14 protein-coding genes and 1 pseudogene are annotated in these 17,835 nt (G+C 35.2%); 9 read left to right on the top strand and 6 right to left on the bottom strand.

From position 1 onward, the window contains the following. Together LQ50_RS22960 and LQ50_RS22955 are read left to right on the top strand one after the other, a co-directional pair. A partial coding sequence (locus LQ50_RS22960; RefSeq protein ID WP_034633962.1) for a copper-translocating P-type ATPase occupies positions 1 to 1,558 on the top strand: 1,558 nt, incomplete at its 5' end. Positions 1,559 to 1,616: 58 nt separating this feature from the next. Beyond that, complete coding sequence (locus LQ50_RS22955) at positions 1,617 to 2,939, top strand: hypothetical protein (protein ID WP_003321464.1); 1,323 nt, start codon at positions 1,617 to 1,619, stop codon at positions 2,937 to 2,939. A 321-nt stretch (positions 2,940 to 3,260) separates the two neighbouring features. On the opposite strand, the gene LQ50_RS22950 is transcribed toward LQ50_RS22955, so the two are convergent. Next, positions 3,261 to 4,535, bottom strand: coding sequence for a hypothetical protein (locus tag LQ50_RS22950; RefSeq protein WP_003321462.1), 1,275 nt, complete (start codon positions 4,533 to 4,535; stop codon positions 3,261 to 3,263). Positions 4,536 to 4,991: 456 nt separating this feature from the next. On the opposite strand from LQ50_RS22950, the gene LQ50_RS22945 reads away from it, so the two are divergent. The 5 genes from LQ50_RS22945 to xerS (LQ50_RS22925) all read left to right on the top strand — a co-directional run bounded on the left by LQ50_RS22945 (position 4,992) and on the right by xerS (LQ50_RS22925) (position 10,367). Beyond that, complete coding sequence (locus tag LQ50_RS22945; RefSeq protein WP_012960958.1) at positions 4,992 to 5,186, top strand: hypothetical protein; 195 nt, start codon at positions 4,992 to 4,994, stop codon at positions 5,184 to 5,186. Next, a complete protein-coding gene (locus LQ50_RS22940; RefSeq protein WP_012960957.1) occupies positions 5,186 to 5,698 on the top strand; it encodes a hypothetical protein in 513 nt (170 codons plus the stop codon). The genes LQ50_RS22945 and LQ50_RS22940 overlap by 1 nt, the downstream gene beginning before the upstream one ends. A 223-nt stretch (positions 5,699 to 5,921) precedes the next feature. Further along, positions 5,922 to 6,866, top strand: coding sequence for a cysteine synthase A (gene cysK, locus LQ50_RS22935; protein WP_003321459.1), 945 nt, complete (start codon positions 5,922 to 5,924; stop codon positions 6,864 to 6,866). A gap of 621 nt (positions 6,867 to 7,487) precedes the next feature. Continuing rightward, positions 7,488 to 8,576 (top strand): PIN/TRAM domain-containing protein, encoded by a 1,089-nt coding sequence (locus tag LQ50_RS22930; RefSeq protein ID WP_034633960.1) that lies wholly within the window; start codon positions 7,488 to 7,490, stop codon positions 8,574 to 8,576. 702 nt (positions 8,577 to 9,278) lie between these two features. Continuing rightward, positions 9,279 to 10,367 (top strand): tyrosine recombinase XerS, encoded by a 1,089-nt coding sequence (xerS, locus tag LQ50_RS22925; RefSeq protein ID WP_003321457.1) that lies wholly within the window; start codon positions 9,279 to 9,281, stop codon positions 10,365 to 10,367. A gap of 5 nt (positions 10,368 to 10,372) precedes the next feature. Here xerS (LQ50_RS22925) and LQ50_RS22920 read toward each other — a convergent pair whose 3' ends face one another. Next, complete coding sequence (locus LQ50_RS22920) at positions 10,373 to 11,401, bottom strand: tyrosine-type recombinase/integrase (RefSeq protein WP_034633958.1); 1,029 nt, start codon at positions 11,399 to 11,401, stop codon at positions 10,373 to 10,375. 405 nt (positions 11,402 to 11,806) lie between these two features. On the opposite strand from LQ50_RS22920, the gene xerS (LQ50_RS22915) reads away from it, so the two are divergent. Together xerS (LQ50_RS22915) and LQ50_RS22910 are read left to right on the top strand one after the other, a co-directional pair. Continuing rightward, a complete protein-coding gene (gene xerS, locus LQ50_RS22915) occupies positions 11,807 to 12,886 on the top strand; it encodes a tyrosine recombinase XerS (RefSeq protein WP_034633956.1) in 1,080 nt (359 codons plus the stop codon). A 245-nt stretch (positions 12,887 to 13,131) separates the two neighbouring features. After that, a pseudogene (locus LQ50_RS22910) lies at positions 13,132 to 14,536 on the top strand (SLC13 family permease). 126 nt (positions 14,537 to 14,662) lie between these two features. On the opposite strand, the gene LQ50_RS22905 reads toward LQ50_RS22910, so the two are convergent. The 4 genes from LQ50_RS22905 to LQ50_RS22890 form a co-directional block, all read right to left on the bottom strand. Further along, a complete protein-coding gene (locus LQ50_RS22905) occupies positions 14,663 to 15,391 on the bottom strand; it encodes a phosphatase PAP2 family protein (protein WP_052144930.1) in 729 nt (242 codons plus the stop codon). A 239-nt stretch (positions 15,392 to 15,630) separates the two neighbouring features. Continuing rightward, positions 15,631 to 16,209: a TetR/AcrR family transcriptional regulator gene (locus LQ50_RS22900; protein ID WP_034633955.1), complete on the bottom strand. Its 579-nt coding sequence runs from the start codon at positions 16,207 to 16,209 to the stop codon at positions 15,631 to 15,633. 1 nt (position 16,210) lies between these two features. Beyond that, on the bottom strand, positions 16,211 to 16,939 hold the full coding sequence (locus tag LQ50_RS22895) for an MBL fold metallo-hydrolase (RefSeq protein WP_034633953.1): 729 nt from the start codon (positions 16,937 to 16,939) through the stop codon (positions 16,211 to 16,213). A gap of 75 nt (positions 16,940 to 17,014) precedes the next feature. Next, positions 17,015 to 17,835, bottom strand: an 821-nt coding sequence (locus LQ50_RS22890; protein ID WP_034633952.1) for an HD domain-containing protein, incomplete at its 5' end; no start/stop codon positions are given.

Below are 17,835 nucleotides of genomic sequence, written 5' to 3'. Positions count from 1 at the left end.
TTTGCAAGCAAAAACAGCCAGAGTGATTAGAGATGGAAATGAACTCGAAATTTCTGTTGATGAAGTAAAGATTGATGATGAGATCATTGTAAGGCCAGGTGAACGTATTCCGGTCGATGGAGTCGTCACGAAAGGTAGATCTACGATAGATGAATCCATGTTAACCGGTGAGTCTATCCCAGTAGAAAAAGTATCTGGAGATGAGGTTATCGGTGCGACTATTAACAAATCTGGAAGTTTCCGTTTTCGTGCAACAAAAGTAGGGAAAGAAACGGCACTCGCACAAATTATTCGAATGGTTAATGAAGCTCAAGGTTCGAAAGCTCCCATTCAACGTGTCGTTGATTTAATTTCTGCTTACTTTGTACCGGCAGTCTTACTAATAGCGGTAGTCTCATTTATTGTTTGGTATTTTGTCGGTCCGGACCCAAGTCTGATTTTCGCATTAACTACCTTTATTGCGATTCTTATTATTGCTTGTCCTTGCGCGTTAGGTTTGGCAACACCAACAGCAATCATGGTTGGTACAGAAAAAGGAGCTGAAAATGGCATCCTAATTAAAAATGCTACAAGTTTAGAACGTGCCCATAAAATTAAGACTGTTGTTTTAGATAAGACCGGTACCATAACGGAAGGCAAGCCAAAACTAACAGATATCATTACAACTGATATAGTAAGTGAACAGGAACTATTGCAAGTAGCTGCATCAGTTGAAACTGCATCAGAGCATCCATTAGGTGAAGCCATTGTGGAAGCTGCCAAAGAAAAAGACCTTCCTATAAATGACCCTGAATCTTTCGAAGCGATTGTTGGTCACGGATTACTTGCCACATTAAATAACAAAGAAGTCTTAATTGGCAACATCAAACTGATGAGTAAATACAATATTGATTTGGGGTTATACGAAGAAAAAGCAATTACATTAGCTGATCAAGGGAAAACACCCATGTATGTTGGGATTGACGGGGAATTTGCAGGGATCATAGCAGTAGCTGATACATTGAAAAAAGGAACCATCCCAGCAATCAAAGCCTTAAAATCGATGGGTATTGAAGTGATTATGTTAACAGGCGATCATAAACGAACGGCCAAAGCGATTGCAATGGAAGCCGGAATCGATAACTATATTGCTGAGGTGTTACCTGAACATAAGGCAGAAGAAGTAAAAAAACTACAAGGAGAAGGAAAAATGGTGGCTATGGTCGGTGATGGTATCAATGATGCTCCTGCACTCGCTCAAGCCGATGTAGGAATTGCCATTGGAACGGGGACGGATGTTGCGATGGAAACCGCAGATATCACTTTGATGCGTGGTGATATTAAAAGCGTTGTAACGGCCCTCAGACTATCTAAATCAACGATGAAGATGATCTGGCAGAACCTTGGGTGGGCATTTGGTTATAACATTGTCTTGATTCCAGTAGCAGCGGGTTTACTATATCCCCAATTTGGAATTCTGCTGAATCCTATGATAGCCGGAGCAGCAATGGCATTTAGTTCTGTTTCGGTTGTGTTAAACACTTTAAGACTTAAAAAATTCAAATCAACGATTGAGTAGAGTTAATTTGGATAAGATAAAGGCAGGAGAGATAAATGGAGTTATTTATTAGAAAGGAATGGATAAATTGAAAAAATCAAAAGCTACTAAGTTGATGTTAGTTGTCTCCTTCTTACTTTTAAGTATGCTCCTTGCCGCTTGTACCCAAGCCGAAGAAGATCATGCAGGGCATCAGGATATCGAAAAAAGCGAAGAAATGGATCATATGGACGAAGAGATGGATCATGAAGGGCACCAGGGTGACTCAGTTAACGTAGATAGATCGAATTTAGAACAGGAAGCGGCAAAAGCTCCGGAGAACCTCAATAATTTAGCAACTGATGAATTAAAGGTCGTAAATACTAAGAACATTACTCGAATAAATGAGGATGATCCTATCCAATTATCCATTCACGTATCTCAAACTGTTTGGCCAGCAACCCATGAGGAAAATCAACCTGGGACAGTTATATTGGCTCCATTAAATCAATGGCAATATTCCTTAGCCGCTCTAACACTGGTTCACCATCCTAATGATGGTCCTATGTTGTATTTGGACGGAGAAATTTCTGAAGATGTCTTAAATGAACTTAATCGACTACAACCAAAAGGCAATAGTGAAGACACTCAAGTCCTCGTGGTTGGCGATCTTCCAGAAGCAGAATTAAATAAATTAAACGCCTACAATGTTGAACAAGTACAGGGTGCAAATGTAGCAGATTTTGCTAGGAACATTGAAGAAAAATTTACAGAAACCATTAATGAAGTTCATCCAAATGTAATAATTGGTTCTTCAGAGGAAGACGCAAAAGAATATACAATTTCTGTTGGAAATTGGATTGCTCACATGAATGAATCTGTACTTTATGTTGATAATGATGGGATTCCACAAGAAACAATTGATGCTCTTAATGCAAGAGAGAATGGGGTAACGATCTATCTTGTAGGACCAGAAGATATTATATCTGATGAGATTGCTCAAGAGTTAGAAACGTATGGAACGGTTCACCGAATTGAAGGGGATAATCCAGTAGCTCAATCCATTGAATTCGCCTCATATAAAGATGCTGAAACAGGATTTGGTTGGGGAATTACTAGTCCTGGGCACGGTTTTGTGTTTTCATCAACTAATACACCTGAACTTGCCATTGCGGCTGCTCCTTTTGCTCATTTAGGAAAGCATGCTCCAATGATGTTGTTAGATGAAGGTGAAATCACAGATGAACTTTATCAGTATCTTGCCAAAGTTAAACCCGCATTTCAGGAAGAACCAACAGAAGGACCATATAACCATGGCTTTATAATTGGTACATTTACTGATATTCCATTTATAACTCAAGGTATATTAGATGAAAAACTGGAAATTGTCTCATTAGGTGGAGATGACCACGGAGGACATTAATAAATGGAGGAGAGGTTCCTATGTCAACCTCTCCTCTTAAAGTTCGGATTTCAATCTTATGTAAATTAGAGACTAGCAAAAGTTTAAAAATAATTTTATTAAATTAGTTAGCGTGTTACACGTTGAAATATAATTATAATGTTTTTTTGTGGGAAAGTAATTTGTTGGTAATGAATAAGGATTTATAATCGATTCCTATATTCCATGTTTTATGAAAAAAATGAGCTTGTCTCTACAAATTCAATGTGATTGTAAAAACAAGCTCTTCATATATAGCCACACTACAATGTATAATTTCAGAATTAACTTACGGATACCTCATTAAGGTGAACTAAATTCAATATCATCGGGAATTTCAAACACCGCATCGGGAATGATTTCTCCTACATTATGAATGGAGACTTGTAATTCTCCACTAGAAAATGGAATTTTGTGTTCTCCTGCTCCGTACTGTTCTGCCCATCCCCCTGTTTCTATGGCAACTTCTAAAATTCCAATATCTTCTGGTCTCACATTCTCTATTTTAGACCAAACAAGCTCCATGTCAGCATCTAGTTCTTCCATATATAAAGTCTGATCGTCGTAACGGTATATCTGGTTCAGAATCTTCTCCCCTGATATTTCGGTCATTTGGCGAAAGTATGGTGCACTGTCAAGATTTTTTGCCCAAATGTAAATATTCTGGTTTTCTTCATGGATAACCATTTCAAAATTTTGTGCATAATTTTCTACGTCCTGTGTTAACTCTGGTGGTTCTTTTATCGTTCGATTGTCAAAATACGCAATCGTTCCCGTCATTAGCACCAAAGGCATTGCAAACATTATGGCTATACCAATTACTGCAGCTATCTGGATAATACCATTCTTTTGTTTGCGTCCTCTCCGATGGAGTACAGTCTTAGTAAAGGCGCACGCCTGAAGTAAAACGACAAAAATAGCCATCCCAAGAAAAACATATAAGAACCAAATTGGAGGATACGCCCGCCAGTTAGGAGGCGAATATTGAAAGAAATAAAAAAGATACAATACACCGCGAATCATAACAATATAGAAAATAACATGTACTAATGTGGTGTGAAGCCACTTCCACGCAGATGCTCCGAGTAACTTTACTGCTCCGTCAAAAGAAGTAACGACAAGTAAGATGATCATAGGAGCTATTATAAGTCCCATCATGTTCATTATGCCAACTTCTGGTCTAAAGAGAATATATCCACCTACGTCTTCCATATATTCAAATCCAAATAATCTTGCCACATCCCAGCGCGCCCAACGGTCCCATATAGCGTAACCATGTCCGAAAGATAACACAGCAAACCATATACCCAATTCACGCCTCCAAGAATACAATCGTTTAATAGGGGGCCATAGTGTGGCAGCTGGTGAAATGATCAGGGTAAGGAAAAGAAGAACAAATGCCGCATGTGCCCATGCCCTCCAAAATGGATGATCAGCTCCCCAATCTGGGAATAAAGCAGGAACAACCCCCCATGCTGAATAAGATAGATAAAACAAATAAACCAATATAGCGGAAAATACCGCTACGCCTAGATGTCGAATAAAAATTAACCTTCTGCTTTCTATTCCATATATCATAATACATCTCCTATACTTTTTGAGGCTATAAAAGTCTGACAAATCAGCTATACACATATTTTGAAAACGCAATTTTTGTAAGGATCTTAAATATCAAGATGCGGATATTAGCTAGTATTCGTTCTTGTTTGCTTTATATCTTTTTAGCTATTCCTCTCCCTAAGGTAGTCATCACAAAAATCTAAGTTTCCTTGATTTCGCCTCTAGATTTTATATTCTAACCACATATTATAAATAAATTTTGTAGAAAGTTTGTAGAACGACACGTTTGTGTCTCCTTGATGAAAAATTATTAAGTGTTTTGTTAGTGGAATTGGAAAAAGGATATAACATATGAAAGAGAAGAATTCGATAAACCATCTGTTCTTTGATAGCTAAAAAGAGAAAATCTATTCATCGAATGTTCATAAAAAATTGTTATACTTAACTGTAGATTATAATTTGGAGGTTACCTAAATGAAAAAGTTTTCATCAGACACTAAAATTGATAAGGATATGGAAAATTCCGGCTCTGATTCTAACCATAGAACACCAACCTGGGTTAAGGTAATAGGAATCATTGTGATCCTCATAGCTGTACTAGTTATCATAATGATCTTCACAGGCGATCATGGACCAGGTCGCCATTTAGCGTCCGGAGGTAGTTATTAATGATTATGGTACCATGGTTTCGCAAATTAACACTCACGATACATATTACATCTACAGTTGGCTGGTTGGGAGCGGTATTTGGATACATAGCTCTCGTAATAGCTGCATTGACAACGCAAGATGTTCAAACGGGGCGAGTTGCGTGGAGTGCTATGGAGATTATTGGATGGTATGTCATTGTCCCATTAGCACTCGTTTCTTTTCTAACTGGGCTTGTCATGTCACTCGGGACCGCCTGGGGCTTATTTAGGCATTATTGGATTCTCTTTAAACTTCTTCTTACCATAGTTGCAACTGTTGTTTTGCTTTTAAATATGCCGACAGTTAGTTATCTAGCGAATATCACCCATCAGACTGGTGCTTTTAACTTTGATGGTCTGTGGGGCCAACTTCTTCATGCTGGGGGTGGATTAGTGGTGTTGTTTTTAACTATTATCTTGTCAGTATATAAGCCACAAGGAATGACGCGATATGGGAAAAGTAGGCAAAGTAAATTACGTAAAAACTATTAACAGTAAATGTCAGCTTATTTAGAGTACCTTATTTAGACATAAACTAACCGAAGAAAGTTTCCGGATTAGTAGGGATAACACAGATACAATTGAAGGTGTTTGATTAAGTTTTGTTTTTTCATAAAGAGTTTATTATTTTTTATATCTTTCATAGTTTCAACACATTTTAATCCTATGATAAATATGAACAATTAAAATATTAATTCTAAGGAGGAGTTTCATAGTGGATTTAAATCGTCCGAAGATAGCTAAAAACATCACAGAGTTAATCGGTAGAACACCCTTAGTTAGACTCAACGAAATTAGTGACAGCACATGTACTGAAGTTTTAGCAAAGCTGGAGTACTTTAATCCATTGTCTAGTGTCAAGGACCGGATCGGATTTGCGATGATAAGTGTTGCCGAAGAACAAGGTTTCATTAATAAAGAGACAGTCATAATTGAGCCAACCAGTGGGAATACGGGAATTGCACTAGCATATGTATGTGCAGCCAAAGGTTATCAGTGTACCCTCGTTATGCCTGAAACGATGAGTATTGAACGTCGTAATATTCTTAAAGCCCTAGGGGCAGAGTTAGTTTTAACAGAGGGAGCAAAAGGAATGAAAGGTGCAATTGAAAAAGCTAACGAACTAGTTGAAAGTACACCAAATGCGTATATGCCACAACAGTTTGATAATCCGGCTAATCCAGAAATCCATAGAAAAACCACGGCCGAAGAAATTTGGGCTGATACTGAAGGAGAGGTTGATATCCTAATTAGCGGGATTGGTACCGGTGGGACGATCACTGGTGTCTCAGAAGTACTAAAAAAACGAAAATCATCTTTCCTTTCTGTAGCCGTTGAACCACTTGCATCTCCTGTCTTATCTGGAGGAAATCCGGGGCCTCATAAAATACAAGGAATAGGTGCTGGTTTTGTTCCAAAGGTGTTAAATGTTGATAGCTATGATGAAGTTATTCAGATTAGTAATGAGGAGGCTTTTGAAGCTGCGCGTAAGCTTGCGAGGGAAGAAGGTATCTTAGTTGGAATTTCCTCCGGTGCAGCTCTTCATGCAGCTTCTGTACTAGGTAAACGCCCTGAAAACAAGGGCAAAACTATGGTTGTTATTTTACCTGATACGGGAGAAAGATATTTATCTACTGCATTATTTCAGGAAAAAGAGTAAAATTCATTACGAATATATACGTTCAAGTCGACTCTGGTTCCAAAAAGGACTAGGGTTGTCTTTTTTATAATTCATATCGTGTTATTTATCATAATGGTTTTTATAAGAAACAATGAGTATTATTGCTAAAAATGAAGAACACGATTTAACCACAAGAAAATAATAAAAAGGATTTTAAAAGATGAGTTAATGAAATCAGCAATTTAACAGAAACACTATATTAAAAAGAAAATAAGTATTCCCTAATAAATTTAAATTCACGTTTTCTTCAAATTTATTGTCTACAATTAAGATAAAGACCAATTCGTACAAAGCAGTAATAATAATCTGAAATGCAAAATACCGACCTTTTTATTTGTTTAATCTCTGAACTAGTGATAGGAATGATAGGATTTTCCTAAATTTCCTGAAGTCCAATAAAAATGGTAAATTAATATATAAAAGTTTGCCGGAAATGTTAGAACTCCTTTATTTCTCTATTTAGCAAATCAACTCGACAAATTATTGTGTGCCCTAATTGTCATTATAAGTAGTTCAATAGATAGTGGAGTCCAGAAATCAGCTAACAGTTGAAAGTTGAAAGTTGAAAACTCCTCAAAAAGAAAAAGCAGGAGGTAAATAGTGTTAAACCGTCTTGTGCATTTATTATTTATATTTATTGGAGGAACGTTAGGTTATTTATTCATTCCAGAAATTAGTAATGTTTTAAGAGAAATACCTTTATGGTTGATAAATCCTTATGTAGGTACAGCTTTTGGAGTAATTATTTTCTATTATACGACATTTGGGCTGACTCATTATATTGTCAATTTAATGAAGCTAATGGAGGAATCCATAATTAAAGCACCAGTAACGGATGTGATATTTGGTACGATGGGATTGATTCTCGGACTTATCGTTGCGTATTTAATTGGAATTCCTATTAGTGCCATTCAAATTCCTGTTGTAAGTACAATTTCACCAATTTTTGTAACGATTTTTATTGGCTACTTAGGTTATCAGATTGGATTTAAGAAACGTCATGAGTTAAATAATTTATTTTCTATAACAAGACACTTCAGTAAAGACAAGAAGAAAGCGGAAGAAGGAGCACATAAGAAAAACAGAATAGAAATGAAAATTCTCGATACGAGCGTGATTATTGACGGTAGAATTGCAGATATTTGTGAGGCGGGTTTTATAGAAGGGACATTAGTTATTCCAGATTTTGTGTTAGGAGAACTACAACATATTGCAGACTCGTCTGATAAATTAAAACGAATTCGTGGTCAGCGCGGTTTAGATATTCTTAATAAAATACGAAACAATTTACATGCTAATGTTGAAATTGAAATCTATGAAGGCAAATTTCCAGATATACAAGAGGTGGATAGTAAGCTAGTAAAGTTAGCAAAAGTTTTACCAGGTGTCGTCATTACAAATGATTTTAATTTAAATAAAGTATGCGAACTCCAAGGTATTAAGGTTCTGAACATTAATGATTTGGCAAATGCAATGAAACCTATTGTCCTACCCGGTGAAAAACTTAAGGTACAAATTATAAAGCACGGAAAAGAATATCATCAAGGTATTGCCTATCTTAATGATGGGACAATGATCGTAGTTGATGATGGCCAAGAACATATAGGGCAGAATGTAATTGTTGTTGTTTCGAAGGCATTACAAACAAGTACAGGGCGATTGATTTTTGCAAAGCCTATTTGCAGTTAAATTAAACAGGTCCAAACAGGTGCAAACACCTATTTTCAACTCAGTCATTTTGTAGATATGAAATAAAGACGTAATGTTTTAAAAAAAGTTCTAGCGCTTATAAAATACTTCTAGTGGTTTACTAGTGCAATGGTAGAATAATGACCATCCTTTGAGGATATCTCATAGGCTTTTAGATTGTGAAATGTTACACTTAAATTAAATGAGCAGGACAGTGGTGCGTGTTTCTACCATAAATGGAGAATGATCGCATTACTCTGAGATACAAAAGCTTATATACAAACATAAAAATAAACATTGAAAAAGCTTAAAGTCTGAATGAATATAAATGTAAAAGGATATAAAAATCTGTACAAGATATCAAGTATCAAATGCTAACGAAAAATGTACATACGTTTTTTGTCTCTAAATTAAAACAAATAACGTATGTACATTGTAATTCTAAGACATAAAATTTTGTACTAGTAGAACAGTTTATGGAGGGAGAAGGAACCGTTTTGATTGGTAATTACAATTAAAGATTTTGGTACATAAATTCATGTCTTTACTGTACGTACTTTTTGGCTTTGAACATATAACAACAAATCTAAATTCTATATGTAGCTATCACCTTCAATTTATTACGTAAAATGTTGTTTTTACGTAATGAAATTTAAAGGATTTAAAACTTATTTATAGAATTACTTAAAATGAGGTGATTATATGGCAATAAATTCACAGCAACAAAATCATTATATAAAAATGCAGCAGTTACTTAAGGATTTGCCATGGTACGTAGGAGAGTTTATTGATCACAGGAGAAGAAAACTTTCTTCGAGTTCTCTGATGAATTACTGTCATGATTTTAAGATCTTCTTTAATTGGATTATATCTGAATCTATTTATCAAGGTAATATCAAAGAGGTCCCATTAGAAGTAATGGAGAAATTAACTGTACAACAAATGGAAAGTTTTCTAGGCTTCTTAGAATATGTATTGGAAAACAAAGAAATTACAGTCAACCGTAAACTTTCAGCCTTAAAATCATTATTCAATTATCTACAAAATATAGCTGAAACGCCTGATTTAAAGCCATATATTAGCAGGAATGTTATGGCCAAAATAGATTTTAATGTAATGAAAGACAGCATAGAAACTACTGCAAATAAAATGGAAGGGAAAATACTCATGGGAGATGAATATGAAGCCTTTAGGCAGTTCATCTCCCACGATTACGGTCAAATAAATAAAAACAACAAAAAAATATTTAACTTTCATATTTTAAATAAGGAACGAGATACAGCCATCATATCATTAATTCTAGGTTCAGGCCTTAGACTATCCGAAGTTGTAAACCTAGATTTGGCTGACATCGATTTTAACAAATTTACAGCACGCGCAATTCGTAAAGGGAACAAAGAGCAATTCGTTTATTTTAGTAAATTAGCGATGGACGATTTACAGGAATACCTAACAGTAAGAACCGAACGGTATAAAGTCGAGAAAGGTGTAAAAGCGCTTTTTGTATCTGCTCCAATGGGACCAAAGGGAACATCTCGAAGGTTAAGTGCCAGAGCCATTGAAAAAATGGTTGAAAAGTATGCACTTGCATATGGTAAACCTTCTCTTTCAGTTCATAAACTGCGACATTCTTTTGCAACAAGATACCATAGGGAAATAAATGATGTACCTAAACTAAGAAGGCAACTTGGTCATTCTTCTATTCAAACAACTATGATATATACACACATTAAGAATGATGATTTGAAAAATGCTGTTGATAATATGGATATACCTAAGACTGAAATTTAATTATGTTATAAATTGTCCTCGAAACTATTATAGAACCATTTCAAATTTGTAGATTTTTGAGCTAGTTGATCATTAACATATCTTAAATCATTTGTTCTTTTATACAAATTAATCGCGAAAGAATACCTTAGTCTTTGTGCAGTAAGTCCAACCATTCCAAAAGCTTCAGCATACTTGTCGATTATATTTTGAACTGCTCTAACACTAAGTGACTTCGCACTTTGAGAATACCTGGTTATGAATACATCAACTACATTTTCATTGGGATTATAACGCACCTTTCGAACCTTAAGATAGTTTTCTAAATCTACCTTTGCTTGTTCAGGTAAGACGGCAGTGCTTCGAGTGCAGTCATTAGTAATTATTTTATTTTTTTCTAAATCTAAATTCTCTAATTGCAGATTAGTGAGCTCCTTTACACGTAATCCACTTTCCAATAGTAAAGATATAATGGCAATATCGCGTTCTTTATTACGCTGATATAAAAGCAACTGTCTATTGTTCTTAATCATTAATTCATAATCTTTCACTATAAAAGTCCTGAATTTGTTATATTCTTCTTCAGTAAGAAATAGTGAGTCATCGAGCTTTTTAATACTATTGATATTTTCATTTTTAACTTTGGTTATTCTAATGTGAGAGACAGCATTGTAATTCAGATAAGGTTCACCATCATCAAACTCTGCTTTATAAGCTAGATAATTAAAAAGTGAACTCAATGCAGATAGCTTGCGTGAAACTGCAGAATCGCTCAGACCAGATTTATTATTTCTAGGATTGAAGATATTTGTCTCTAAGTATTTTTTAAATTGCACTATATCACGAGCCTTAAGATTTTGGAGATCTTTAAGAGAAACTTCCGAAATTAAACAGTTATTTAGCTTTGAATTCGATAGCCAATTAAAAAATGTTAGAAGATCAATAATATAACCTTCTTTGGTTTGTGTTACTAGATTACTGTTATCAAAATATTCTTTTACAAACCAAGGAAAACTATTTAATGTTTTATCTTTATTTTCTGAGCTAAGGGCCATGGTAATCAACCAACCTTTTTATTTAGTAAGACCTTTACACTAATATTAAATAAAATAGCTGATTGAATAAATAAAAAAGATTTACCAATTACTATTCTTAAAAAGGACACACGAGAATGCATATGAGTTTGCGTCATCGCTTTCGGTATGTATATAACTTTGATTCCCAACAGATAGAGAATAATGATGCTATTTAAGTGAAATTTCTCTTATGTATATAACTTCGGTTCCCATATGTATATGACTTTGCTTCAACGTACAGCTAATTAGGTGGTAGGAGATAACATAGTTCAGGAAAAAAATGAATTCCAAAGTCTTTAATATTATTACGTAAAATATAAATTTGACGTAATAAACAAGATGTAATAAAATTAGTCTATAAAATAACCAGCTCGAGGTGTTAATATGGCCAATCAGCAACAGCATTATCAAAAGCTTAATAGCTTACTTGAATATTTACCGTGGTATGTCGACGAATACATAAATCAAAAACAACGGAAATTATCAGCTGCTTCTTTATTGAATTATGCTCATGATTATAAAATCTTTTTTAATTGGATTATAAATGAAGGTCTGTACTCTGGTGAAATGAAAGATGTGCCTCTAGAATTGTTAGAGTCTTTAACTACACAACAAGTTGAAGGTTTCTTAAGCTTTTTGCAATACCAACTAGATAATAAGGAGATTACTGTAAACCGGAAATTATCAGCGTTAAAATCTCTTTTTAATTACTTACAGAACATCGCAGAGACACGTGAACTAAAGCCTTACTTACAAAGAAACGTAATGGCTAAAATAGAATTTAACGAGATAAAAGAAAGTATGGAAACGATCGCTAATAAAATGGAAGGAAAAATCTTAATGGGTGATGAATATGAAAAGTTTAGGCAGTTTATTGCATCTGACTACGGACTAATAAATAAAGATAATAAGAAACTTTATAATTTTCATCTTTTAAATCGTGAACGTGATACAGCAATAGTCTCTCTTATCTTAGGTTCTGGACTTCGCCTCTCAGAAGTTGTAAATCTGAATATAGGTGACATTGATTATAGTAAATTCACTGCGCGCGTCGTTCGTAAAGGGAACAAAGAACAGTTTGTTTTTTTTAGTAAATTAGCAATGGATGACTTAAAAGATTACTTACAAATTCGAGAAGAACGTTATAACGTTGATAAGTCAAACAAGGCACTTTTTATTGCAGCGCCAATGGGTCCAAAAGGAACACCGAGACGTTTAACCGCACGATCAATCGAGAAATTAATTGAAAAATATGCTGTAGCATTTGGAAAGCCTTCGTTATCCGTACATAAACTAAGACATTCATTTGCAACTAGATACCACACTGAAATAAATGATGTACCCAAATTACGAAGACAACTAGGTCATTCATCTATTCAGACGACAATGATTTATACTCATATTAACAACGACGATTTGAAACATGCTGTTGATAAGATGGATATACCTAAAGGTGATAGTTAGTCCCCTTTAGGTATATTTGGTTTTTCAAATTTTATTAGTTAACATAACATTTATTATCGGAAGTCGTTTGGGAAATTCACTTTATATCTCATATCCAAAGTTTACTCATAATTTTGAGACGGAAAAATAAATTTTATCCAATACTGAAAAGATTTAATCTTGTCCTAATTCCTATATAGTTATCATACCTTGTATCATGGCTACTCTCCTTTTTAGATTGGATGGTGATTCACATTCCTTACTCAATTCGTCGATGGGTTGGCCTTTATCTTGGTCCAGCCGTAGCAATGATTTTGTATTTTATTCCGAAACTAACTGGGTTAGCAAATGAACCTAGAGCGGTCTTATCGATAACCGTTTTGGTCACAATTTGGTGGATGACGGAACCACTACCAATAGTTGCTACATCCCTCCTCCCTCTCATACTTCTTCCATTAAGTGGTGTCAATTATGAAATAGCGTTTTCGGCTTATTTTAGCCCAATCATTTTTATGTTTTTGGGCGGTTTTACTATTGCGCTAGCCATAGAAAAGTGGCAACTACATAAGCGCATAGCTATGACGATATTACTTATAATTGGGACTAGTACGAAGCGAATACTATTAGGGATTTTACTTGCAACAGCTTCCCTTTCGATGTGGATTTCAAACGCAGCAGCAGCATTGATGATGTTTCCTGTCGCATTGGCATTAATATCAGAAGTGAAAAATAAGAAATTATTTGATCAAGTGTCAACTGAGTCCTTCACAAAAGGCTTACTCCTAACCGTTGCTTATTCAGCTTCTATAGGTGGACTTGCCACACTTATAGGCTCTATCCCTAACGCTATATTTGCAGGGATATCTCATTCAATTCTGCATCAAACAATTTCATTTGCAGAATGGTTTATGTTTGCTTTTCCAATAACCATTATTTTATTGTTTCTCCTCTACGTTTTAATTTTATCTCGTTTTCCAGTCCCACCTGGTTCACAAATACCAATTGGTTTTGTAGAGAATCAGCTAAAAGATTTAGGGAAGATGTCATTTGAAGAGAAGTCCATTTTGTTGATTTTTATAAGCGCGGTTACGTTATGGATAATGGGCGATGGTTTAATTATTCAATTAACTGATACAACCATAGCGCTACTTGGAGCTTTAGCCCTCTTTTTCGTACCGTGTCGATCTCGAAATGGGATGCTTATGAACTTGAATGATCTAAAACAACTGCCTTGGGGGATTTTGCTTCTTTTTGGTAGCGGCTTAAGTCTTGCAGCTGCATTTGTCGAAACGAACTTAACAGGTTGGATTGGAATGCACTTAACAAATATAACTTCATTTCCTTATGTATTGCTGTTGTTTGTCTTTGCTACTTCCTTGTTATTTATGACTGAATTTTTTATCTAATACAGCAGTTGCCAATATATTCATGCCGCTTTCGATTGGCATCGCTTCTGGAGTAGGAATGGACCCTTATGCATTAATGGCTATTGTAGCCCTATCTTCTACTTGTGCATTTATGCTGCCTGTTTCAACCCCTCCAAATGCAGTTGTCTTTGGATCTAGTTTTATCTCCATGCAAGACATGATTAAAACTGGATTTCGACTAAATATCATCGCTATTATTGTTATTGTAGGTGCAGTTTATTTTTGGCTTCCATTTTTCTTTTAAATCTAAGATCGAAAGCAGAGTGAAAAACAATGAGTGGAGCATTTTGTTGTTTTTCTTCTGCTATGTAGGTTTCATAGCAGGTCATGTAAAGTCATTGCTGTGAATCCCTTCATACGTTTTTTATTGTTATGGATAATCTCTTCTCTCTTGTTGATTGTATTGTTTATCCTTCAAATACTGATAAACCCAAATAGTTAAAAAGAGCCAAAACCCACTTAACAAATAAGCTCCTAAGACATCACTTGGGAAATGTACTCTAAGGTAGATTCTACTTAAGCCAATGGATAGAATCATGATGATACTGAAAATGATTAATACGTTTCTTCCGATAGAACTTTGGATATGTCGCCAAAACAAGAATGTAATAATTCCATACAAAGATAGTGCGGCCATTGAATGTCCACTTGGGTAACTATAGCCAGACTCGTGTATGAGAGGATCCAATAAAGGTCTTTCCCTCTTAAATGCATACTTTAATACTTGGTTTATTCCTGTTGAACCAAGGGATACGATTATAAATAACAGCACTTCATCTCTTTTACGGTAAATTTTATATATAACAAAGAGCAAAATGATCGAAATAAAAACAACTGGCCAAGTGTTTCCAATAAAACTTAGGGCTTTCATTCCTTTTGTTACTTGTGGATGTTCAATATTTTTAATAAAAGTAATAATTCGATGGTCTATTTGAAGGGTTTGTTCTGTCATGACATAATATGTGAGCACACTGAAGCTAATAAGTGGCACAACACCTAACAAAAGTACCTTCACCAATAACTTGCTGTTCAATTCATACGCACCTGCCTGTAAAAGAGTATCTATGTATTGTTCGTGTGCTATATGAGATTTATACATGCTCTCTTCTTACGACAACATTTCATTAATAGAAATTGAATTAGTAAGTAATTTCCTAGGCAAGCGCATAATATTACAAAAAAGTCATGTTTCCCGCGAAAATCCTCAATTCTGGTCGTATGCTTATCACTTATCTCATCTGTATTAATCAAACGTTTGTTTAATACAGATGAGAGATCTCAAAATAATGGATTACCGCATGTCAGCTAAGTTCTAAACTTTTACGAGTCCTCTCAATCTTATTTCGTATTGGCTAAACTTCTTATTCCAGCTAAATACGTATCTATTAGTAGTTCCAGACTAATATTAATGTCAAAGGGTAAGCCAAATCCCCCCTTTTGCTCTAAAGATGCAAATCCATGTATAACACTTCTCAAGCCCCTAACGATATGCAATGCTTGACCATGTTCAAAATGATATGAAGATAGGCATTCAAGGGTTAATTCAACTATTTTATTCGCCTCTGTCTGCAACTCAATATTTGATAAGTCAGGAGCAGCAAGTGTTGCTTCATATAGTCCAGGATGATTTCTTGCAAAGTTTATATAGGATATGGCTAATTTTTTTATCGCCTTTTCTCCATGCGCAATTCCTTCTGTTGCAAGATTTAACTCTTTATATAACTGTTGCATCCCGTATAGTGCTAATTTATTTTTCAAGTCTTGAAGCCCCTTGACATGGTTATATAATGACGGAGGCTTAATAGTAAGTTTATTTGCAAGTGTCGTAATTGTTAATGATTCAAGTCCATCTTCATCAGCTACTTCAGTTGCTGCTTGGAGAATCGTGTATAAATTCAAACCAATTCTTGGGCACATATTAAATTACCTTCTTTTTATCATAGATTAGTTTCCGCTCAGCTTTTTCAATCGCTAATGAAATATGTGGTAACGGGGACTCTACCATGTTCCCGTGACCAACCGCAAGGAAAGATGGTTTTAAATCACGAACTTTATAAGCGCTATGGAGAGCCATCAATGGGTCCCACGTTGCTAATGCAGGGAAAGGAAATCTCCATTGCAATTGGCCTGCTACCGCAATTCCTCCACGAGTTTGAAAGGCATCACCTGCGATTAATGTTCCATTTCGAGTATCGAGAAATGACATTAGTCCAGGTGTATGACCAGGGGTTAAGACAGCTAATAATGATCCTATTCGATCGCCATCCTCTAACAATATATCAGGAATGGTTTTAATTTTCTTTGGAATACCCCCCCGTATTGGTAAAGTAGGTTCATGCGGGAGTAACGTTTTATCTCCTTGTAATAAGCGCGCTTCTCTTTTTGATATATATACTTTTGCATCCGGTAGTGATTGTTTAAGTACGTCCAACGATCCAACGTGATCATCATGAGCATGTGTAATAATAATTTTTGTGATTGGTTTACCGATCTTGGCTGCCATTGCCTTTATTTTTTTAGCACTATAAGGTAATCCTGCATCAATTAACGTTAATTCAAATTCCTCTTCAATAAAATAACAATTCACAGGAAACAAACGCGGGAGAAACGTTATTTGCCATAGGCTTTTTTCGATACTCATAACCATAAACACTCCATTCCAAATTAAATTAACTAATAAGGTTAGTTCAAACTATAAACTAACCTTATTAGTTTTTCAAGCCTAATTTTCTTTTATGATTCTAACATAAACCCCTTTCTCTGCTTTTATGTTTGCTGCTTCAGTCATTTCCTTAATCTTAGGAGAAAGTGTAGATGATTTTACGATATGTTGATTCTTTAGGATACACGGATCAATGAGTCGAACTTTATTTTTGCGGTGAAGGTCGAATTGGGTCTCATCTTCCACAACACAAACTTGGTCATGTAATTGATTTAGTAAATCCACTACTTCTTTATCGTTTGAACTCCTTAATTTACGTAATACTTCTTCATCCGTACATAATAAATCATTAAATGTAAGAAATTCTTGCTTTAAAGCGCGTTTAATCGCTTTGGCTAGCAGATCATACCCGTAGATATTGAGTGGATCCATAAAGAAATCAATTACTTCACGATAGTATGTTTGTACAAACCATTCGGCAATTTCAGGAGAAGAAAGACACATCTTTCCTTCAACAATGATTATGTCATCTAAAAAAGCCGATATATCTTTTGTCGTAATGTAGCCATATGTAAACATATCACGAAGAGTATACTCCACTCTATCGGCACATAAAGCGGGAGCTGATTGCTCAAGAATTGTCCACTTATCGTTGTTATCTAGGATATCTTCAGCTTTATAGCCATAGCTTTTCAATATATGGGGGATACTTGAAGAACCAATAATATCGTTATAAATTTTTTCGTGGTAATCTTCATCCTGATTCTCTAACGCAAAGTCAATCACATGCGAAAAGGCTGTATGAGAAACGTCATGGAGCAACCCAGCAATTTGCTCCTCTTCACTGCCCCCGAGCCTTTTTATTAATAACATAACTCCGA

The organism is Halalkalibacter okhensis (assembly GCF_000787375.1).
In the GTDB taxonomy this organism is placed as follows: Bacteria; Bacillota; Bacilli; order Bacillales; family Bacillaceae_D; genus Halalkalibacter; species Halalkalibacter okhensis.
The sequence above is the reverse complement of the archived record's forward strand: the minus strand, read 5'-3'. Positions and strand labels throughout refer to the sequence as shown.